Source organism: Microcoleus sp. PH2017_35_SFW_U_B, from assembly GCF_020737865.1.
GTDB lineage: Bacteria > Cyanobacteriota > Cyanobacteriia > Cyanobacteriales > Microcoleaceae > Microcoleus.
Window position 1 is genome coordinate 56,508 of the sequence record NZ_JAEQDE010000088.1, and the last position, 20,143, is coordinate 76,650.

General features: G+C 44.8%; 18 protein-coding genes and 1 pseudogene. 12 read left to right on the forward strand and 7 right to left on the reverse strand.

The genetic code is table 11. The annotated features are described in order from the left end of the window. Nucleotides 1-14: 14 nt before the first annotated feature. The 7 genes from JGK36_RS23955 to JGK36_RS23985 all read left to right on the forward strand — a co-directional run bounded on the left by JGK36_RS23955 (nt 15) and on the right by JGK36_RS23985 (nt 5,161). On the forward strand, nt 15-260 hold the full coding sequence (locus JGK36_RS23955) for a hypothetical protein (RefSeq protein WP_293179270.1): 246 nt from the start codon (nt 15-17) through the stop codon (nt 258-260). After that, on the forward strand, nt 257-2,323 hold the full coding sequence (locus tag JGK36_RS23960; RefSeq protein WP_293179273.1) for an AAA family ATPase: 2,067 nt from the start codon (nt 257-259) through the stop codon (nt 2,321-2,323). The genes JGK36_RS23955 and JGK36_RS23960 overlap by 4 nt, the downstream gene beginning before the upstream one ends. Then, on the forward strand, nt 2,313-2,969 hold the full coding sequence (locus tag JGK36_RS23965) for a Uma2 family endonuclease (RefSeq protein ID WP_293179276.1): 657 nt from the start codon (nt 2,313-2,315) through the stop codon (nt 2,967-2,969). Before JGK36_RS23960 ends, JGK36_RS23965 begins: the two co-directional genes overlap by 11 nt. 12 nt (nt 2,970-2,981) lie before the next feature. Then, nucleotides 2,982-3,302, forward strand: a complete 321-nt coding sequence (locus JGK36_RS23970) for a nucleoside triphosphate pyrophosphohydrolase (RefSeq protein WP_293198216.1) — start codon at nt 2,982-2,984, stop codon at nt 3,300-3,302. A gap of 80 nt (nt 3,303-3,382) precedes the next feature. Then, nucleotides 3,383-3,853, forward strand: a complete 471-nt coding sequence (locus tag JGK36_RS23975) for a DNA phosphorothioation-associated protein 4 (protein WP_293179324.1) — start codon at nt 3,383-3,385, stop codon at nt 3,851-3,853. Between the two features lie 14 nt (nt 3,854-3,867). Then, nucleotides 3,868-4,881, forward strand: a complete 1,014-nt coding sequence (locus JGK36_RS23980) for an endonuclease/exonuclease/phosphatase family protein (RefSeq protein WP_293198217.1) — start codon at nt 3,868-3,870, stop codon at nt 4,879-4,881. A 139-nt stretch (nt 4,882-5,020) separates the two neighbouring features. Continuing rightward, entirely contained in the window at nt 5,021-5,161 is a 141-nt protein-coding gene (locus JGK36_RS23985; RefSeq protein WP_293179285.1) for a hypothetical protein, read from the forward strand. Between the two features lie 102 nt (nt 5,162-5,263). On the opposite strand, the gene JGK36_RS23990 is transcribed toward JGK36_RS23985, so the two are convergent. The 3 genes from JGK36_RS23990 to JGK36_RS24000 all read right to left on the reverse strand — a co-directional run bounded on the left by JGK36_RS23990 (nt 5,264) and on the right by JGK36_RS24000 (nt 7,599). Continuing rightward, a complete protein-coding gene (locus JGK36_RS23990) occupies nt 5,264-5,656 on the reverse strand; it encodes a type II toxin-antitoxin system VapC family toxin (RefSeq protein ID WP_293198218.1) in 393 nt (130 codons plus the stop codon). After that, nucleotides 5,657-5,908 (reverse strand): DUF2281 domain-containing protein, encoded by a 252-nt coding sequence (locus JGK36_RS23995; protein WP_293179291.1) that lies wholly within the window; start codon nt 5,906-5,908, stop codon nt 5,657-5,659. 98 nt (nt 5,909-6,006) lie between these two features. Continuing rightward, the gene (locus tag JGK36_RS24000) at nt 6,007-7,599 is read right to left on the reverse strand and encodes a DGQHR domain-containing protein (RefSeq protein ID WP_293198219.1); all 1,593 of its coding nucleotides are present in this window, start codon (nt 7,597-7,599) and stop codon (nt 6,007-6,009) included. Nucleotides 7,600-7,824: 225 nt separating this feature from the next. Between JGK36_RS24000 and dndB the strand changes: the two are divergent. Further along, nucleotides 7,825-8,913, forward strand: a pseudogene (dndB, locus tag JGK36_RS24005) (DNA sulfur modification protein DndB). 27 nt (nt 8,914-8,940) lie between these two features. On the opposite strand, the gene JGK36_RS24010 reads toward dndB, so the two are convergent. Then, nucleotides 8,941-10,119 (reverse strand): DNA sulfur modification protein DndB, encoded by a 1,179-nt coding sequence (locus JGK36_RS24010; RefSeq protein ID WP_293179297.1) that lies wholly within the window; start codon nt 10,117-10,119, stop codon nt 8,941-8,943. Nucleotides 10,120-10,300: 181 nt separating this feature from the next. Here JGK36_RS24010 and dndC point away from each other — a divergent pair, with 181 nt between their 5' ends. The 3 genes from dndC (at nt 10,301) to dndE (ending at nt 14,777) form a co-directional block, all read left to right on the forward strand. Beyond that, nucleotides 10,301-11,968: a DNA phosphorothioation system sulfurtransferase DndC gene (dndC, locus tag JGK36_RS24015; protein WP_293179300.1), complete on the forward strand. Its 1,668-nt coding sequence runs from the start codon at nt 10,301-10,303 to the stop codon at nt 11,966-11,968. 122 nt (nt 11,969-12,090) lie between these two features. Next, a complete protein-coding gene (gene dndD / locus JGK36_RS24020; protein ID WP_293179303.1) occupies nt 12,091-14,088 on the forward strand; it encodes a DNA sulfur modification protein DndD in 1,998 nt (665 codons plus the stop codon). Between the two features lie 287 nt (nt 14,089-14,375). Next, on the forward strand, nt 14,376-14,777 hold the full coding sequence (dndE, locus tag JGK36_RS24025; protein WP_293179306.1) for a DNA sulfur modification protein DndE: 402 nt from the start codon (nt 14,376-14,378) through the stop codon (nt 14,775-14,777). A 625-nt stretch (nt 14,778-15,402) separates the two neighbouring features. Here the strand turns inward: dndE and thiD are convergent. Then, nucleotides 15,403-16,227 carry a bifunctional hydroxymethylpyrimidine kinase/phosphomethylpyrimidine kinase gene (thiD, locus tag JGK36_RS24030; RefSeq protein ID WP_293179326.1) on the reverse strand — a complete coding sequence of 275 codons (825 nt, stop codon included), beginning with the start codon at nt 16,225-16,227 and terminating at the stop codon, nt 15,403-15,405. A gap of 151 nt (nt 16,228-16,378) precedes the next feature. Between thiD and JGK36_RS24035 the strand changes: the two genes are divergently transcribed. Continuing rightward, nucleotides 16,379-17,158 (forward strand): MBL fold metallo-hydrolase, encoded by a 780-nt coding sequence (locus tag JGK36_RS24035; protein WP_293179309.1) that lies wholly within the window; start codon nt 16,379-16,381, stop codon nt 17,156-17,158. A 128-nt stretch (nt 17,159-17,286) separates the two neighbouring features. Here the strand turns inward: JGK36_RS24035 and ftsZ are convergent, their stop codons facing one another. Both ftsZ and JGK36_RS24045 read right to left on the reverse strand, forming a co-directional pair. Then, nucleotides 17,287-18,558 (reverse strand): cell division protein FtsZ, encoded by a 1,272-nt coding sequence (gene ftsZ, locus JGK36_RS24040; RefSeq protein ID WP_293179312.1) that lies wholly within the window; start codon nt 18,556-18,558, stop codon nt 17,287-17,289. Between the two features lie 382 nt (nt 18,559-18,940). Further along, complete coding sequence (locus JGK36_RS24045; RefSeq protein ID WP_293179315.1) at nt 18,941-19,840, reverse strand: FtsQ-type POTRA domain-containing protein; 900 nt, start codon at nt 19,838-19,840, stop codon at nt 18,941-18,943. Nucleotides 19,841-20,143: the final 303 nt, after the last annotated feature.

A 20,143-nucleotide genomic window follows, 5' to 3' on the forward strand; every position in this document is an offset into this window, starting at 1 on the left:
TTCTAAATCTGGTTATGGCTTTTAGATATGGAGATAGTGCGATCGCACCCGTACCGATCGCTATTTTAGCAGAAAAGCGTTCCAGCTATCATACTGACAAAGACTTGAGCGACGTACAGCAACCAATTACCAGCGCGCCGCCGGAAGTCAGACAAATTATCGAGCGCGTATTGGAACTGGAAAAAGATAAACTATATATGAGAGTTCCCCGCTATATTAGCGATGACATTTTGAAAATAATTAAGGAAGCGGTTCTATGAAATTAATGTCAATTGTTCTGTGCAATTTTCGGCAATTTTACGGCCAAACTCCCGAAATTAAGCTAGCTTGGGGCGAACAAAACATCACAGTAATTCATGGCAATAACGGCGCCGGAAAAACAGCTTTAATGAACGGCTTTACTTGGGTGCTGTATGAAAAATTCAGCGCAGCTTTTGCGGTGGGAGAACAATTAGTCAATAAACGCGCCCTTGCGGAAGCCAAATCTGGCAAAAAAGTAGATTGTTGGGTAGAGATTATTTTTGAACATGACACAAGTCGCTATAAAGTAAGACGTGCTTGCCGCGTTTATAAAGGTGAAAATAATGTAGAACATGGCAAGAACGAATTATTCTTGCAAATATCAAAAGATGACGGGCGCTGGATGCCGTCGGCGCAGCATCCAGACGATATTATCGGGCGGATTTTGCCGGAAAGTCTGCATCAATATTTCTTTTTTGATGGAGAACGAATCGAGCAAATTGTCCGTCACGACAAGAAAGAAGAAATTGCTGAAGCTACAAAGGAATTGCTGGGAGTAGAGGTATTGAGTCGATCTATCCGACATTTGGGAGAAGCCAAAAAGTCTCTAGAAAATGATTTAAAAACGATTGGCGGTTCCGAAATCAAGAAACTTTTAAAAGAAAAGCAAAAGCTTCAAGAAGAAAAAGATAAACTTTTACAAAAGCAAGTAGAAGTTGAGAAAGAATTGACCAACCAAGGTGAATTAAAAAAAGTAGTAAATGCTAGTTTGCTGGAACTCAGTGGTTCTGCTGAGTTGCAAAAATTGCGGAATGAATTAGAAATGCAGCAAACTTTGCTTAAACAACAAAATGCCACCCATTTAGATGCTATAAAAAGAGAAATTTCTGTGCGCGGTTATACGATATTTATGTCGGATGTGGCGGCTGAATTTGAAACGCTCATCGCTGATTTGCGGGAAAAAGGCGAGTTGCTTTCGGGGATTCAACGGCCATTTTTGGAACAGTTATTAGTACAGCAGCGGTGTATCTGCGGTGCCCAATTGGTGGAGGGTTCAGAAGCTTGCAAAAATGTCACGGGTTGGATGAATAAAGCCGGTGCTGGGGATGTGGAAGAAACTACGATCCGAATTAGCGATCGCATAAATGAGATCGATCGCCAAATAGCTGATTTTTGGGACGAAATCGATCGCCAACAAAGCAACATCAGTCGCGGTAGATCCGAACTTTCTCGCGTGGAAAGCCAGTTAGACGACATTCATACCAAGCTAAAAAACTTCCCTGACGGCGATGTCAGCCGCTTGCAAAAGCGCTTGGATGAGATTGAGGCAAAAATTGGCGATTTGCACCGGGAAACAGGCTCTAACCAGCAGCAGATTGAGAGTTTGACTGCCCAGATAGTCGCTTTGGACAAGCAAATCGACAAGCAGCAACTGAATGAGGAAAAGCAAGTGTTGGCCCAGCGCCGGATTGCTGCGTCTCAGGATGCGATCGATCGCCTGACAGAAGTGCGATCGCGTTTAGAAAAACAGTTTTGTTCTCATTTAGAAAAGCGAGTGCAAGATATTTTTAGTCAAATTTCTTTTACTCCTTACATCCCCAAATTGAGCGATAAATACGAACTAACCCTAGTAGAAAATACCTCAGGCAAAGAATCTCTAGTCGCCGCTTCGACGGGAGAAAATCAAATCCTCAGTTTGTCATTTATCGGTGGGATTATTGAGGGCGTGCGCGAGTGGAGTCAAAAAAATACTTTGATGGGCCCGGATAGCAGTACCTTTCCCATTGTCATGGATTCTCCCTTTGGCAGTTTAGACGAGATTTATCGCAAACAAATTGCGAATAAACTGCCAAAGCTAGCGAATCAACTCATAGTTTTGGTAACGAAAACTCAGTGGCGCGGAGAAGTAGCCCAAGAGATGGAAAGTGCGATCGGTAAGGAATACGTACTGGAGTACAATTCTCCTAAAGCTGATTGCCAAGAAGATTCAATCTACCTAGGCGGGATGCGCTATGCTTTAGTTAAGCGCAGTCCCGATGAATTTGAATATACAAAAATTGTAGAGGTGGATTATGGCTTTTAGTTCGGCAATTACGCAGGTTTTGGAAACAGATATTTGGGTGAAAGCGACATGGGAAGAGTTTCTAGCCTTCGCTGAGGATTCAGCTTGGGAAAAAGGCAAGTTTTATTACGATCGAGAACAAATGAGGGTAGAAATGTCACCAGTAGGGCCATTGCACGCGCGTCATAATTCAATTATCCCGTATGTAGTTATTCTGTTTGCTGCATTGAGAAATATCCGAGTAGTTCAATTTGCTAATGCCAGTTTCCGCAAAACAGGTATTCGTGAGTTTCAACCCGATCTAGCTTACTACATCGGTTCGGATTTGAGGGTTCCTCCTAATGACAGTAATTCACCTGTTAATTTGAATGAATACGATCCGCCTAATTTGGTAATAGAAATTGGCGCATCTTCTTTTAGTGATGATTTGGGTAACAAGCGGTTGCTTTATGAAGACGCAGGAATTAGCGAATATTGGGTTGAACGTGCAAACACGCGGGAGGTTTTTGCCTTTGCAATTAATGGCGGAGGTAGTGGCAGAATTCAACAGTCGCGGGTTTTACCTGGGCTAGAAATCGCGTTAGTTGAGGAAGCTTTGAATCAAAGTCAAACTCAAGATGATGGAGAAATTAATCGCTGGTTAATTCAAAATTTTAGTCAAGGTTGAAGGAAGTTTGATATGGAAAAAAAGTATTATAAGTTGGTGCGCGATCGCATTCCTGACATTATTCGCGAAAGCGGGAATGAATGCGAAACTGCTGTTTTGTCAGATGAAGAATATCGTCAAGCTTTGCGGCAGAAATTGATTGAGGAAGCTGCGGAAGCTGCGGCGGCTGACGGGGAGAATTTGATAAGGGAATTGGCTGATTTGTATGAGGTGATAGATGCGCTGATGGCGAGTTATGGTATTTCGGGCGATCGCATTTTAAACGCACAAGCCAAGCGCCGGGAAAACAGGGGCGGTTTTGCACAAAAAATTATGCTGTTACGAACATTCTAAACAGTTGACAGTTGACAGTTGACAGTTGACAGTTGACAGTTGACAATTGATAGTTGACAGTTACCAATTACAATTACCAAATGGCTGCTAACAGAATTAGAATTGCTAAAGACAAAGCCGAATTAGTTAAATCCTTAACTTTATCCGACAACAAAACCGGGCCTTTCCAGACTTACGCCGATGTCATCGCCTTCGCCGCCTCCTTGGGAAATAAGCGGAAAAAACGATCGCCCTTAGGGGAAATTTCCAAACGCGAACCCGGTTCAATCGATGTTGATATTTTTGTATCCAGGGGCTACGATATGGCAATCAAGCTAATTGCGATCGCCGAAACCAAAAATCCGCAAATTCTCTCCCATCTCGACGAAAAATCAGAGGCAGAACGCTTGCAAATTTTTGAAGAATATGCTAATGGCGGCCTGGAAATTTTGCGAGAAGAATTTCGGGGTGCAGCCGATTATACCGATCGCCTTTTATTGTTCTTAATTTCTGAAAGGGACAATAAACATCGGTCAAATGAAGAATTCGATTTAAGCAAGTTCTTATTCTGAATTAACTATAAATTATGATTCATAAATACTTAAAAAAAGCTGTAAATTTTTTCGCTTACAGCTACTCAGCATTCATTCTCTGCTATTTGATTCTACGACTGATATTTTGGGATCGGCTGTGGATTGTGGCTTTTATTGGCACTTTCACTCCGTTAATTTTATTGCCAATTTTATTTTTACCCGTACTAGCATTTTCAATTATCAAAAACCGCTGGTTCTCTATTATTTCATCAATTGCCTGCATTCTACTCCTAAGCTGGCTGCACCTCAAATACTTTTCCCCCGAATCAACAACAAGCATCGCCAATTCCCAGCCCAGCCTGAAAATATTATCGCATAACGTCGGTTGGCACGCAACTCAGCCACAAACTTTAGTTAAACTGATAAACCAACAACAACCGAACTTAATATTTTTACAAGAAACCGTTCGCAAACATAGCGCAGCTTTCACTTCGTTAAAAACAGAATATCCCTATCAAATAGACACTCCACCTGTAGCAATTCTCAGTAAATATCCAATTGTATCCAGCGAAATCTTGCACTTAGCCAACCATCCAGAAACGCAGCAGCGGGCAATAATTAAATTTGCAGGGGAAGAGATAGTCATTTACAATATGCAAGCAACCGGGCCGTGGGTTAAAATGTATCAAATATTGCCATCTATCAAAATCCCAGTTTACAAATACAAACAACGTTTTCCCGAAATTCAAGATTTAGTAGAGCGAATTGGGCAAGAAACTTTGCCAGTAATTGTCGCCGGCGATTTTAACATGACAGACGAATCTCAAGACTATGACAGCGTGCAGAAAGTTTTGCAAGATGCTTTCCTCAAATCAGGGTTTGGGTTTGGTTTTACCTGGCCTCACGGTTTCTTTGCGAAAAGAATTAACTTGAACTTAACTTATCCGGTTTGTCGCATTGATTATATTTGGCATTCAAAGCATTGGGGCGCTCAATCGAGTTCCGTTTTACCAGCAACGGAGTCCGATCATTTACCTGTAGCAGCAGAATTAATTTTGTTAAAGTAAGCAAGATTGTGACAAATGTTTTATACTATTAAAATCGAGAGGCACACCCAATGCAAATTACCCTCACCATCCCGATCGCCTAGAACAGCAGCTTCTTGAGAAAGCTAGCCAACTCAACTTACCGATCGAAACTCTGATTTTGCAATCCCTAGGTCAACTGTTTGAAGAAGATGAAGAGGATCTATCTAAAGAAGATATCCTCAACAGCCTCCTGATTGCGATCGCAGGAAGTAGAAGAGGGCAAAGTTCATCCGATCGCAGAACTTTAGGATGGTATTGATGTCTGAACTATCATTATTCAGGTTCTATTGTCAGATCAATTGAGCAACTAGCACATACTTTTAAAAGTATCAATTTAACAAGATTTTACTTTTGAAGCTAATCAATACCAGTCTGCAATCGCGAGTCCCGAAATTCTAGAAAATTCCTTGACATTGTGGGTAACGAGAGTCCCTTGAAGGGCTACGGCTGTCCCTGCAATCAAAACATCGATGGGGCCGATGGGAGTACCTTGTTGCTCCAACTGGGCGCGAATTATAGCAGCCGCAACAGCAGCATCGCGATCGAAAGCAATAACGCTAACTCGGCTCAAAAATTGCTGAAGTTGTTGAGTGCGTTTGGCTGGCGAATTGGATTTAGCAATGCCGACTTGCAACTCAAAAATAACGATCGCAGAAATGACTATTTCCTGAGGAGAAACATTAGCAATGTTTTGAGCAACTTGTCCCTGACCTTTGAAATAGTAGATCAAGGTGTTTGTATCCAAAACGTACATTTACAAACTCTGCCGCAAAATGTCTTGTCCAGATTCAGCACGAATATCCTCGATGGATGGAAAATCTTTTCCCCAAGTTCCAGCCAGGGAAAAAACAAATTCAGCCCAAGGAATTGGAGAGTCTACGGTGTCTGTTTGTTGATTCGCACTCAAATGCTTAGCACAGACGAATTCAGCAAAAGTGAGGATTTCACTAGCTTGGTCTTTGGGAAGGATTTTGGCGATCGCATAAATCTGTTCAGCGATGGTCATAATCTGGTTCTAGGTAAGGTGCAGATTCAATTATACAAAATCTATTTGCTTCCTGCTTTATCAGTATTCCCTGCTGTGGACTTTTTGGCCAATAAAAATTAGGTAAGTACCTGCGGCAATCCCACCTCTTTTGGATGCACAAACCTGCTATTAAAACTAACAGCTTTATCCTCAAAAGTCCTCGCTTGGGCCACCGCTTGCCGCAAATGAGCCCGATCCATATCGTCCTCAATTCCCGCAACCAAATATACAATTAACTTCGTGGCTAAATCCCTTCCAGAAACTAGCATTCGCTTTTTATTCGGATCGTACAAAATCCCGTACCACGCAGACTCAGGATTCTCCATATAGCTAAATCCTTCATCCACATCATACCTGCGGAGTTTGTCGAAAACAGATGTTAGCGACAATTTCTTTCTAAATACTAGAATTCCCAAAGCATTAGCTAAGGCAATTTGACCGACTGGACGAAACAAAATATTGCCCTCGCCACCAGGCTTCTCAAAACTAAATCGGCGCAATTCTGCTGTTTCTTCGCTGCTTTCAATTCTTTGATAGCTGGGCAAAGTTGCTAAATGATCGAACAATTTATGAAACTCTTCTATTCCCTCTTTCAGTTCCTCATCTTCCGGACGCATGGGAATTAAACCTTTTCTTTCCGGCTTCCAATGGGGGAATTTATGTTCTAAATACCGCCCGGCCATATCTTGCAGCGCTTGCAATGTTGTTAACACTGTTGATTTTGCTGCGACTGTGGCGCTGTCCCAATTAACGCGGGGATTTCTATCATCTTGCTCTTTTAATAAGGGATGGGTGACGGCAATTTTGCGGGCGCAGATGGCAAATCCATTATCTTCGTTCAATAATGCTAGCTGTCCCTGACTCAGAGTTACCGCCATCAGGTTAACGTGCACAAAGATCGATCGCACGCGCCGTTGTGCTTGTTGCCGCGTTTCCCCCGCCACCGCCGCCGGGATAAACTCAATCCCGATTTTTTCGTGCGCTAATTTATACACTGTTTCGGGGTCAATTTGATACTCTTGGGCTAAATCTTCGAGAGTAATTGCATCGCCCACAGGTTTTTTATTTTTGTTGTATCTTTGCAGAATTCCGGTTTTAATTAAACTCATTAAACCTTGAACTCCCATCAGCCGGTGCTGTCCGTCTAAAGCAAAAATTGAGACTTTTTGAGATACATCCAATAGCCCTAAATTCCCGTTTTTATCAAAGGATATGAATTCAGCGGCGGATTTAGTCGCAACGCCGTTTTCATCCCATTCTTCCGCGTGAGGATTGTCTACCCACGGGGGACTGACGACTACTAAAACTGCGGGGAATTTGTGGGATTTTCGGGCTGCTAAATATTGAGTGAGGGCGGTTTGGCGCGACCAATCTAAGGGGCGCTGAATAATTTCGTCAATGGTTTCGTCGTCGCGGACGATGTTGTTGGTTTGGAGGTCGAATTTTTGCCGGAAAAGCGGCATTTGCGAGGCGAAACGGACGCGGGAGTCTAACCATTCTAGGGTGACTGAACCGATGTAGGCTTCGCTGCTTCCCATCTGGGTTTTTTGTACGAAAATGCGATCGTCTTTTCCTAAATAATTGTCTAATAACAGTGCGATTTCCTGTCTTTCGCGATTTTCTTTTTCCAAAAATTGTTTAGCGAGGTCAGCCGCTGGATTGGTAGTCATAGGGAGTTTTTATATAATTTACGCTGTGTTTCCAAAAATATCATAGGTTAAAATTTATGTCAACTCTTGTTTTTTAAAAAGCATTGTGAAATACTGGAGTTGTTAAGTTATGAGATTCAAGCCGCATATCATAATTTGTGCAAAATGTCAAGACTTTATCTAAGTCGCAGATGAAGAATTGCGATCGCCCAGGGTTGAGATTTATCTCCGGCTTCACAAAAAAATATGTCTACTCCTTCCTTTGAATACATTTTGCCGGCGATCCGGGGAATTCAAGCGGGCCGCGAATATTACGTATCGATGTGTCCGGTGCGTTTTTTGCCGAAATTGTTCCCCTTTGAATCAGAAGATTTGCCACCGGAATTGCGGGCTATTCGCACTCTGAATAAAACTCGGATTCCTGAAATTGCTGACTATTTGGTCAAGAATTATACAAGTTATACTTGTGGGGCAATTGCCGCTTCTATTGATGCGGATATTACTTTTGAAGCTGTCGGAAATGAAGCGGAAGAACGCAAAATCGGTCGCTTGCGAGTGCCGATGGATGCTAAGTTTACTATTAATGACGGACAGCATCGGCGCGCCGCTTTTGAGATGGCTTTGAGGGAAAATCCGCAGTTGGGATATGAGACTGTGGCGCTGATTTTGTATCTTGATATTGGGTTGGAAAATTCGCAGCAAAAGTTTGCCGATTTGAACAATTTTCAAGTTCCTTTGGAGTCGTCGCTAAGTCTACTTTACAACCACCGGGGCGATTCGGCTGTGGTGCTGAAGGCGGTTGTTAAGCAGGTTGAGGTGTTCCGCTGTTTGACGGAGATGGAGAGGGGGAGTTTGAATGGGCGATCGCCCAAATTGTTTGCGCTAAGTGCGATCGATCGTGCTACGATAGCTTTGCTGTCCAACATCCATCGCAGCAAGCAGGCGAAACCCCCTCGTTACCGCGCCACAAAACAGGAAAAACAGGAAGAACTTACTCAGCAAATACAACAGGCGGTTAGTTACTGGAATGCAGTCAGCAGTTTTATTCCAGATTGGTAATTAGTGCTGCACAAGCAAGTTGCAGCCGGAGAAATTCGCCGGGATTCCGTACACTGTCACAGTGTTGTGCTAGAGAGTTTAGGGGAAGTTGGGGCTGTTTTGCGATCGGTTTTTCCCAATAATTGGGAGGAACATTTGAGCCTTTTGCAGCAGGTTGATTGGTCGATTTCTAATCCTGATTGGGAGGGAGGAATTTTGGTAAAAGGGGGGATTTCTAAGTCGAGGGCGAGTGTTAATTGGATGACTAATTATTTAAAGGTGAAGCTGGGCTTGTAAACCGCAGATTCAGGAAGATAATATTTGTTAAAGCCATCCTAGCTCGGCTTTTGCTGCCTCGACTGCCATTTTTACAGCACTAGCACTTGCTGTTATTTTATAGGATGCTCTTGGATTACTAGAGCTGGAGTTAGATAAAACAACATTTCCCTCCCAAATATGGCTTGGTCTAGACCAATCCAGTTGTGCCAATTCCGATACTTTTTCATGAGCAAAATCTTGGCTGCTATCTGTGTCATAGGTACAGTATAGCAACCTACCTAAAACTTCTAGCCCTACACTTCTACCTAAAATGCAATATTCCTTAAACTGATTAACATCTTCAACACTCAAATCTTCAACGCTGGTTTCAAAAATATGTTTAGTCTGACTACATTCTGAAAAAAAATTGTTAAGACATATAGCCAAAATATTTGATGATTCGGCAACGTCATAATCTTTGAGTTCATCAATTGGGCCGTCAGTAAACGCGCAACTCACCAATTTAGCTATAAAATTAGTTGTGTATATAAGTTTCCTTTTACTGTCGGGATTAGTTTTAATTTTATCGGCTTTTCCATGAAACATTGGCACTTTTTCAAGTAAGCTTTTGGTGATACCAACCCGACCTTCAAACTCACCGAATGACAAAAGCAATGATTTATCCAGTTGTTTGGTCTGCGCCATATCTCGGAAATCCGCCTGACACTGGTTAAAATCTTTTTCTAAAACCAGCGTAATAGGGAAATCATTATCACCTATTAACTCGCCGTCACCACTTTCAATTAACTCGTGAATAGCGCGCTTGCGATGCTGTCCATCAGTAATATCTAACTTAACACCACGATGAATAACTACTAGACAAATCCCTCGACCTAGTTCTATAATGTCAATCTTTTCAGGATCGATATTTGCTGTCAGTGTACCCAAAATCCAGGGTTGATCGTTTCTAGCGCGCTTAAGAATATATTGTTTTACTTCCTCAGCATGACCCTTTATCTCTGGGCGATTTTTGCCCGAATCAGGATCGTTGCCAGTTGATGGTCTTGCCTGGAGGAGAGTAGGCAAGTCATCAGCCGGGATATTGATTTGCACCATCTTCCGCTTCCCCTGCTGAAAAGTTAGCCCAGGATAGCACTTCTGACGGTGGTACTTGGCAAAGTAAGGCTCTAGAACTTCGTCAAGTTTCTGGATCGAATCTGTCTCTGGGTAGTTGTTTTCTGGCATAATGCGGGTAAAAAATTATTTAATTATTATAACTTTTTGACTGTACGTGAACCAGGGATGCTATTGTGCAAAAGGGCAAATAACAAGATACACATGGATCAGTATGCTAGCAAGCAGATTGTATCATAAAAATCCAAAATTAGCAAGATAGGAGTTTTATAACGTGATAGAAGTTCAACAGATGTTATTATTTGAACCGCGAACTGTTCCGGAGTTACTCGAAGAGATAAAAGAGCTAACTAAAGAAATTCAAGAATTATACTGCTTAGACGCTATACCTTGGTTAATCGGTTGGAGTGGCGGGAAAGATAGCACCGCAGTATTGCAGCTTATCTGGAACGCGATAGCAGCACTTCCGATCGAAAAACGCACAAAAAATATCCATGTAATCACAACTGATACTTTCGCTGAAAATCCGATTATTTCGGCTTGGGTACGTAAATCTTTAGCTAAACTCAAGATACTTGCTCAAGAGCAAAAAATGCCTGTTTCCCCGCATCTCCTTCATCCAGAGGTGAAAGAAACATTCTGGGTATGCTTAATTGGTAAAGGCTATCCAGCGCCTCGCAATGGATTTCGGTGGTGTACAGATAGGATGAAAATTCAGCCAGTAAATCAATTTATCCGAGACTTAGTTCGAGTACATGGTGAAACTATTGTTGTTTTGGGTACTCGCAAGGCTGAAAGCAGCAAACGTGCAGCAACAATGAAAAAGTATGAAGCTGGTAGATTGCGCGAGCGTCTCAGTCCTAATGCTCGCTTACCTAACTCTTTAATTTATACCCCTATTGAGGATTGGCGTGATGATGAAGTTTGGCTGTACCTAATGCAGTGGGACAATCCTTGGGGAAATAACAATAAAGATTTATTTGCCATGTATCGAGGTGCAACAGCAGACAATGAGTGTCCTTTAGTTGTTGATACTTCTACTCCGAGCTGTGGCGATTCTCGCTTTGGCTGCTGGGTGTGTACAATGGTTGACAAAGATAAATCAATGGAGGCAATGATTCAAAACGATGAGGAAAAAGAATGGATGCAGCCTCTCCTCGATATTCGCAACGAATTAGACATAAAAGACGATCGCCCAAAAAGAGACTTTCGCCGCATCTACGGTAGAGTAGAATTGTTTGAACGCAACATGGGCGACGACACAACCTCCGTCGAACCCATCCCAGGCCCATACACCAAATTCTGGCGAGAACACTGGCTGAGACGAGTCCTGGAAGCACAAACCCACATCCGCAAAACCGCACCCCTAGAAATGCGCGACATCACCTTAATTACCCCGGAAGAACTTAGCGAAATCCGCCGCATTTGGCTGGAACAAAAGCACGAATTTGACGACAGTTTACCCCGCATTTATCAAGAAGTCACGGGCGAACCTTTTGCAGATTCCCGCCCAGCCGCCGAAAGGAAACTCCTAGGTAGCGACGAATGGACTGCGATCGCAGAAATTTGCAGCGAGGACGAAATGCACCTCGAATTGATGGCAAAACTCCTCGATACAGAACGCCAATATTACACAAAACCCCGCCGTACAGGCATTTACGCAGATTTGGACAAGTGTTTTGAAACCAGTTCGCGATCGAAGGAGGAAGCTATTGGTAACGCCCACTATCAACGCAACTTAAAAACTGCGGTGGAAGCTGTTATAGCAAATCCGACTGAAAACATTCAGCAGGTCAAAAGTGCGATCGCCCAAACCAACATTTCTGCACAATCCGATACCGTCGATATTGCCAAACTCAAACAAGAACTTGAAAGCAGCAGCAATCAAGCGAAGCAGCTATCTTGGGCAGATATCAAATTTTCAACTCCCGATGTAGGAGATAAAAATAGCAAAGATTAAATCTGTCTAATCAAAACTTCCTCTGCGTAGGATGCGTCAGCTAGCATTATTCTGTATCTAATTGATAGCCCAATGGCTGACGCACCTTCTAAACAAATCAGCAACCACCGACAACATCTACAATGCAATTCCTCGAACTCGTCCTCAAAAACTTCGGGCCCTATGCAGGCACCCAAACCATCAATCTCCGCCCCGAAAAAGACGGAAATCCCTGCCCGGTTATCCTATTTGGCGGCATGAACGGCGGCGGAAAAACCACCCTCATGGACGCCATTCGCCTCGCCCTCTACGGCGGTCGCGCCCAATGTTCCACCCGAGGCAATTTAAGCTACAGCGACTTTATTAATCAATGCGTCAACCGCCACACTCCCCCACTAGAAGAAACCCGCGTAGAACTAACATTTGAACAAGTCCAAGATGACCAATTAACTCAATTTAAAATTGTTAGATACTGGAAAAAACCAGATATCAAAGACACCTTAAGCATTCTCATATACAGCGAAATAGTCAAGGATTGGTGGTCGGACAAAGCCATTACCAACACTTGGGACGAATATATCGAAACCCTTTTACCAGTCGGCATATCCAACCTGTTTCTGTTTGACGGCGAACAAGTCAAAGAACTCGCCGAACTCGAAACTCCGCCCGAGTTTGTCGTCGGGGCGATTAAATCTTTGTTGGGTTTAGAATTAGCAGAACGCCTCGCTGTCGATTTAGAAATATTAGCAGGCCGCAAGCGCAAAGAAATTGCTGGCAAAAAAGACTTGGCAGCTTTAGAAAAAATTGAAGCAACTTTTCAGGAAATTAGTAACAAAAAACAATTTGCAACTGAAGAACAAGCCAGCCTGAAAAATAAATTAGAAAAAGCTCAAACAAATCAGCAAAAAGCATCAGACAAATTTATTTATCAAGGCGGAAAAATTGCGGGCGATCGCAGTCAACTAGACAGACAGCTAAACGACTACAGAAATCAAGCAGACAAAACCCGTCTAGCCATGATGGAATTGGCATCAAATATGCTACCGCTAGCGCTTATTTCACCCTTGCTAACCGCTGCAAAAACCCAAGCAGAAACCGAAGCCAGCCAGCAGCAAGCAAAGATTGCCCAAAATGTTATCAAACAAAGAAGCGATCGCCTCCTCAACTATATCGCCGAAATCTCCTTAAATCCCCAACAGCTAGATAAAATTCAAGACTTCATCCGCGAAGAAGATCGAGAACTCGAACAGCAAGCGGCAACCGACGCCCCGCCCTGGATGAACGCCGACAACAGCAATATCCAGCAATTAGAAAACCTCCTCGGCTACCAAATCAAAGCCGAAGAAACTCTCGTGGCCCAACAAATAGCAGAAATCACCCACATCGAAACAGAAATTGACTTCACCGACAGACAACTCGCCGCCGCAGCTTCCCCCGAAGCCTACGAGAAATTAGAAGAAGAAGTCAGGAATGCTCAAAAAGCAGTTGCAATCGCAGCCGCAGCCTTGGAATCCGCAAACAGTCGCATCGCAGAATTAGATAAAGAATTAGCCAAAACCCAGAAACAACTAGAAAGCTACAGTAGTGAATACATTACCATCAGAAACAGCCAACACGTCATCGCTTCGATCGCGAAAGCGCAAAATACCCTTAAACTCTTTAAAGAAAAACTCACCCTCAAAAAACTCAACAAACTCGAAATAGAGATTACCGACTGTTTTCGCTACCTGTTGCACAAAAGCGACCTGGTGCACAGAGTTGCGATCGACACTGACACATTTAGCCTGTCAATTTACGATCCAGAAGGCAAACCGGTACCCAAACACCGACTTTCGGCTGGTGAAAAACAACTGCTGGCGATCGCCTTTTTGTGGGGATTGGCCAGAGTATCCGGGAGACAGTTACCAGTTGCGATCGACACTCCCCTCGGCCGCCTCGACTCATCCCACAGAAACAACCTAGTCGAACGCTATTTTCCCTCAGCCAGCCACCAAGTCATCCTGCTTTCTACCGACACGGAGATTCGGCAAGCAGAATATGATAAGCTGCAAGAATTAGAGGCGATCGCCCACAGCTACCTCCTCAACTATGATTCGACCAAACGGCAAACTACCGTCGAAACTGGTTATTTCTGGGCATAAAAAACCGCGCCAAAATTTTTAGCAACCCCCTTGACTTTTCCGGGGAGTTGCGGTAGTATATATAGGATAATGGGATGGTTGCGAAAATTTTATTTTTGCAACCATCCCATTATGTTAGGATTCATCCTACTAAAAATATAATACCAAAAACCGCTGTATTTATCAAGCCCGCGCCCTGTAAAAATTTGTTAATTTTAGTTTTTTAACTCGGTCAAAAAACGTAAATTTAGAGGCTGAGCTTCCCAAATATTAACACTCTTTACCAGATATCAAACAATTCTCAACTCATGGAACCACCAGTCGATCGCATCTGCCTCTCTCAAACAGCCAAAGACCAACTATCTAAACTCAAACGATCGACTAAAATCGATCGGTGGAACGTCCTGTGCCGGTGGGGATTTTGCCGATCGCTCGCCGAACCCAGCATCCCATCCCCAGTACCTATTAAGAGCGACAGCAATGTGGAACTAAGCTGGGATGTTTTTGGCGGCGACATGGCTGATATTCTGATCGTTGCTCTCAAGCAGCGGTGTTATCAAGATAATTTGGGTACGTCCAAGGAAACTCTCGCCCAACAGTTTCGCCTGCACTTGCATCGAGGTATTGGCTATTTAGCTGGCGATCCGAATATTAAGAAGATTGAAGATTTGGTGGCGATCGCGCTTTCTCCTGAGAAATTGAGAAATTAAACGAACCGCGAAGGCGCAAAGAACGCGAAGGAAGAAAGAGAAGGGAAGAGTTTACAATTTATTTGGGAGTGCTATCAGTGCCAATGTTTGGCTGTCGCGGCGGAGGATTTTATGGCAAATTACAAATTTGACCTGATAGAATAAGGGTTGGAAGGAAGTAGATGTTTGAAAGTAGTAGTTGAGGAGTTCCATGGGGCTATTGTTAAATTCGATGATTTCACAATAGGGAATTCCGGGCGATCGCAGTTACAGCAAACTGTCACTTCCTGCGCTGACTCGCTTGCCCTCAACGCCCAAAACCCCCAAACCCTCACCAAATCAAACATTCTTGCGATCGCCCTCCCTGTATTCCCAAGCCTAAAAGTAGACAATTTAACAACTGTACCACTAATAAAAACGGTTCGTAGTGAGGACTTTAGTCCGCATAAAGAAGGACTAAAGTCCGAACGATCGAACCTATTTGATTGCGATCTTTCGGGAGCATCTCAGTTTTGCATTTATAGTGCGAGCACGCAAGAGCTCGCGTATGCTACAAATCGCGAGCGGGGACGCTCGCACTATAATAAAAAAAATGCTTTTTGCAAAATTGAGATGCTCCCGATCTTTCTTTTGGGCGATGAGATGACTAATGACTAAGGACTTTTGAGACCAAAAGCGGGAAAAAATGCCCTACTGGGCCTTGACCTTCCCCAATATCTAAAGCATATTTCAGAGCAGTAGTAACATAATTCTTAGCTAATGTCACCGCTGTAAACAAATCTTTACCTAATGCTAGATTAGCAGCGATCGCAGCACTCAACGTGCAACCAGTCCCGTGAGTATTCCCAGTATCAACCGTCTCAGTTTTCAACACATCCAGCCGCGTACCGTCAAACCAAACATCAATTCCCCGCAAATCTCCCGCCATCCCGCCACCTTTGACTAAAACAGCTTTCGCGCCCGATCGATAAATCTCCTGCGCTGCCGATCGCATATCATCTAAAGAAACAATCTCTCTTCCGCTCAAAATCTCAGCCTCAAAGCGATTAGGAGTTACAACAACCGCCAAAGGAATCAAATTATCGCGCAAAAATGCGATCGCCCCGTCGTCAATCAGTCGATCGCCCGATCGGGATACCATCACCGGATCGACAACCAAATTTCCTATATTCCAAGCTTCAACCTGGGAAGCAACTACCGCCATAATTTCCCGGTTTAGCAGCATCCCAGTCTTCGCAGCCTGCACCCCAATATCCCCAACCACCGCCTGGATTTGAGCGGCCACAGCCTCCGCAGACAAAGCATCCACCCGCGTCACACCCAAAGTATTTTGAGCTGTCACGCAAGTCAGAGCACTCGTACCATGCACGCAGTGAAAAGCAAAAGTCCGCAAATCAGCCTGAATCCCGGCCCCGCCGCCGCTATCAGATCCAGCCACAGTCAAAGCCACAGGAATCTTAGATTTAATCATCTTTTGTGCAACCGCAGATAAACGCAAACAAACGCAGATAAATTCCATATTATCCGCGTTCATCCGTGTTCATCTGCCATCATCTGCGGTTCAAAATCCCCAACCAAATTAGCTATGATTAAAATCAAGTAAAGAATTATTGCAAATAAATATGAAACTCACCCGCATCGACCTCAACTCCTGGATCTTCCACATCGCAGGCCAAACCATCTTAGTCGATCCCTGGCTAGTCGATCCCCTCGTATTTTACGGTCAACCTTGGCTGTTCACCGCCTACCACAACACGCCCGTCGCCTTTACTCCCAGTACCTTACCGCCGATCGATCTTATCCTAATTTCCCAAGGCTTAGACGACCACTGTCACAGACCAACACTCGAAAAGCTCGATCGCACAATTCCCGCGATCGCCTCACCCACCGCCGCCAAAGTCCTCAGCAGTTTAGGCTACACCAATATCACATCTTTAGCAAATTGGCAAGAGTCTACATTTAAAGAAATATTACAAATAACCGCCGTACCCGGAGCCGAAATCCAGCCCGGACAAGAAGAAAACGGCTATTTACTCAAAGATTTAAACAGCGGCGAAACTCTTTATTACGAACCACACCTGCCGCCCTTAGAAAAAGTCAAACAGAAAATAGACACCGTAGACGTAGCAATCGCCCCCGTCATCGGTCAAATCTTCCCCTTCCTCGGACAAATCATCATCGGCCCTGCTGAGGCCCTGAAACTTGCCCAAACCCTAAAACCTCGGTTTTTTGTACCTACAACCACAGGAGATATCCGAGCCACGGGTATTTTACCAATGTTAGTGAAGTCGATCGGCAGCATCCCCGAATTTCGCGATTTACTCGCCAATTCGGGACTATCCACCCAGCTACTCGAACCCGAACCCGGACAAACCCTAGAAATTTTAGATTTTAGATTTTAGATTTGGGATTTTTTAGATTTTAGATTGATCTAAAATGCCAAATCCCAAATCTCAATAGATTTTAGATTTTTCAGATTGGAGATTTATCCAAAATCCAAAATCTAAAATCCAAAATCCAAAATCTAAAATCATTTGGGTGGGCGACGGTTGCGCAAAAACTCAGGAATATCCAATCCGAAATCCTGCGGTTTCGCTTTCGCATCCTGCGGCTGTTGAGCCGGAGTCACCGGCACAGTTGCAGCCCGCCAAGGAGCATTAACATTTTGCGCGCGCGAAGCCTGAGACGATGAGATCATTTCCCCCGAAAAACCAGTAGCGATCACAGTAATCTTAATTTCGCCCTGAAGCCGCTCATCAATCACCGCTCCAAAAATAATATTGGCATTCGGATCGACAACTTCATAAATCGTCTCAGCCGCCGCATTAACTTCATGCAGCGTCATATCTGTACCGCCAGTGATGTTAAACACTACACCTCTAGCGCCCTCGATCGAGGAAGCTTCCAGCAAAGGCGAAGAAATCGCCTGCATTGCAGCTTCCCTAGCCCGCGACTTGCCAGATCCCACGCCGATACCCATCAAAGCCGAACCCGCATCCGCCATTACAGCGCGCACGTCAGCAAAGTCAACATTCACCAAACCGGGAATCGTAATAATGTCAGAAATACCCTGAACCCCTTGGCGCAGGATATCGTCAGCAACTCGGAAAGCCTCTTGTACGGGCATTTGTTCCGAAATCACAGACAGCAGCTTGTCGTTAGGAATCACGATCAGCGTATCCACCCGGCTTTGCAAAGCCGCAATTCCTTCCTCAGCTTGGCTGGTGCGCCGCCGTCCCTCAAACGTGAAAGGCCGGGTTACGATGCCCACAGTCAAAGCGCCCATTTCTTTAGCCACTTCCGCGACAATCGGAGCCGCGCCCGTGCCCGTACCGCCACCCATGCCGGCCGTGATAAACACCAAATCGGCGTGATTCAAAGCATTAGCAACTTCGTCGCGAGACTCTTCAGCAGCCTTTTGTCCGATCGCCGGATTGCCGCCCGCGCCCAAACCGCGCGTCAACTTTTGTCCGACTTGCAAGCGTTTCGGAGCATTAGAGAGCACCAGAGCTTGGGAATCCGTATTCACGCACCAAAACTCGACACCAGAAACCTCGCTAGCAATCATCCGGTTAACGGCATTGCCGCCACCACCGCCAACGCCAATTACTTTGATTTTGGCGGCACTGCTGGGCATTATGTCTTTGGGATTGACCATAGGATCGATATCAATACTATCTACATTTACATAACCAGACTTGCGTCTAAACGGATTGGCGGAATCTAAGGCCACCGGAAAATTTTTTACTTCTTCCGAAGGGGGACTGTCTTGGTCAGACCCCTGACTATTATTAAGGTTCATGAGAGTCTGGGATAGTAGATTACAGCTTTTTAACTAAACTAAACGCCAATTCACCATCAACTATATGCTAATGTTGCGCGAAAAACTAACACTGGTCGAGGCTCAATGTTAGCAATCTCGGATTTGGCCGCTGTTGCTCGCCCATAGCTTGCATACCCCATCTAGGTGCTTGTGCACAAGGCACTTCTGGGCAAGGCAAAATGAAAAAAATGGATACCAGCCCTTAACGCATCGGATCGAACCCAAAGTTATGAATTTTTTTTCTGATGCGGATCGGTATCAAAAAAGTGTCCTTATTTCCAGTCTTGCGTATTGATGCCCAGATGTAAAAATTCTGATTGTCGATCGACTATACCTTCTCCCGCCTTTCCAAGACACAGGCTCAATTCTGAGCCGGAGTTGGTGCGGGAGTTGAACTCTCCAAACTAGGAGGGGGTTCTGGCAAGTGGACGATCGGGGCAGCAGGATTTTTCAAGTCAATGTAGGCTATTTTGCTTGAATCTAGCTGTTTTGGCAATTGTCGCATTCGGTCTAAAACTTTAAGCTGCTCGATAGTCTTGGAACTGTACGGCCCTAAGTGTACCGTACCGATCTCTGTTTTCAAGATCAAGTTATTTGGGTTTTGCCAATCTATCTCAAACACTTTCACAGTCAAGCCGCTGAGTCCTTGGTAAAACTTCGGCCACGAGGCTCGATACTGTTCCAAAGGCCCGATGACTTTTAAAGTTGGCAAAGAATGCTGGGGCCCGGTTCCCTGAGGGCTGACCGGTGCGATCGAACTATTGTCCGATCGCACAGCAGTATAGCTCTCTGACGGCATCCAGCCTCCGCGAGCATCCAGCCACCCCACCTTGTCCTTGTCGCTAGATTTCAACACCGCAGTCGGCTGTGCCACCGCCACCGGCAGCCTTTCTGACACTTCTATTGTCAAAGAAGGTGGAAACAAGTTGCGAGTCACCTTGGCTTTGGCGATCGGCCCCGTTGACTCCAGCTTTTGGGCCAGGGCCTGCGGTTGAATTCCCCACAGCGACTGCGGGTAAGACAGCGGCACCAAAGAGCGCACCGCCTTGTCCGACAGCCACTGATTGCCCTCCACCTTCACTTGTTCCGATCGAGCAATCAACCAAGCCGGCTGTGCAATCCACCACAGCAAACCCCCGGCGATCGCGCTCGCTGCCAACATTTGCCACATCAGGGCTGCCGATCGAGCGCGACGCTGCCGCCGCAACTCTTCGCGCCTGCGCCCTAACTCTTTTTGAGAAACCACTCCAAAACTAGCCATCTACCTCTTGACAATTTAACTAGACAGACGGGAATTCCCCCACTATACCGTAGTCGGTTAATAGGGGTTGACACTCGAGCGGGCTAAAGCCACGCTCGATTCTGCGGACAAAGCAGGCTTGGGCAATGCCCAAACTCTAACTCTCGCTGGGAGTCGTCAAGCACCGTCTATTCAGTCGGTCAAGGTTTACACCTAACTTACTGACTACTTTGATAGAGTCGAGGGAATAATTACTCATTCCCCCTCTCCTTCAAAACCGTACTTGTGACTTTCACCACATACGGCTCCTCAATGACCTGGCTC

Excerpts from the sequence above, each read along its gene's own strand:
- JGK36_RS23995 (WP_293179291.1), bottom strand. The coding sequence starts at position 5,908 with ATGACCATCGCTGAACAGATTTATGCGATCGCCAAAATCCTTCCCAAA.
- dndD (WP_293179303.1), top strand. The coding sequence starts at position 12,091 with ATGCAATTCCTCGAACTCGTCCTCAAAAACTTCGGGCCCTATGCAGGC.
- dndE (WP_293179306.1), top strand. The coding sequence starts at position 14,376 with ATGGAACCACCAGTCGATCGCATCTGCCTCTCTCAAACAGCCAAAGAC.
- JGK36_RS24010 (WP_293179297.1), bottom strand. The coding sequence starts at position 10,119 with ATGCCAGAAAACAACTACCCAGAGACAGATTCGATCCAGAAACTTGAC.
- JGK36_RS23965 (WP_293179276.1), top strand. The coding sequence starts at position 2,313 with ATGGCTTTTAGTTCGGCAATTACGCAGGTTTTGGAAACAGATATTTGG.
- JGK36_RS24035 (WP_293179309.1), top strand. The coding sequence starts at position 16,379 with ATGAAACTCACCCGCATCGACCTCAACTCCTGGATCTTCCACATCGCA.
- JGK36_RS24045 (WP_293179315.1), bottom strand. The coding sequence starts at position 19,840 with ATGGCTAGTTTTGGAGTGGTTTCTCAAAAAGAGTTAGGGCGCAGGCGC.
- ftsZ (WP_293179312.1), bottom strand. The coding sequence starts at position 18,558 with ATGAACCTTAATAATAGTCAGGGGTCTGACCAAGACAGTCCCCCTTCG.
- JGK36_RS23990 (WP_293198218.1), bottom strand. The coding sequence starts at position 5,656 with ATGTACGTTTTGGATACAAACACCTTGATCTACTATTTCAAAGGTCAG.
- JGK36_RS23955 (WP_293179270.1), top strand. The coding sequence starts at position 15 with ATGGCTTTTAGATATGGAGATAGTGCGATCGCACCCGTACCGATCGCT.
- JGK36_RS24000 (WP_293198219.1), bottom strand. The coding sequence starts at position 7,599 with ATGACTACCAATCCAGCGGCTGACCTCGCTAAACAATTTTTGGAAAAA.
- JGK36_RS23975 (WP_293179324.1), top strand. The coding sequence starts at position 3,383 with ATGGCTGCTAACAGAATTAGAATTGCTAAAGACAAAGCCGAATTAGTT.
- JGK36_RS23970 (WP_293198216.1), top strand. The coding sequence starts at position 2,982 with ATGGAAAAAAAGTATTATAAGTTGGTGCGCGATCGCATTCCTGACATT.
- JGK36_RS23980 (WP_293198217.1), top strand. The coding sequence starts at position 3,868 with ATGATTCATAAATACTTAAAAAAAGCTGTAAATTTTTTCGCTTACAGC.
- thiD (WP_293179326.1), bottom strand. The coding sequence starts at position 16,227 with ATGATTAAATCTAAGATTCCTGTGGCTTTGACTGTGGCTGGATCTGAT.
- dndC (WP_293179300.1), top strand. The coding sequence starts at position 10,301 with ATGTTATTATTTGAACCGCGAACTGTTCCGGAGTTACTCGAAGAGATA.
- JGK36_RS23960 (WP_293179273.1), top strand. The coding sequence starts at position 257 with ATGAAATTAATGTCAATTGTTCTGTGCAATTTTCGGCAATTTTACGGC.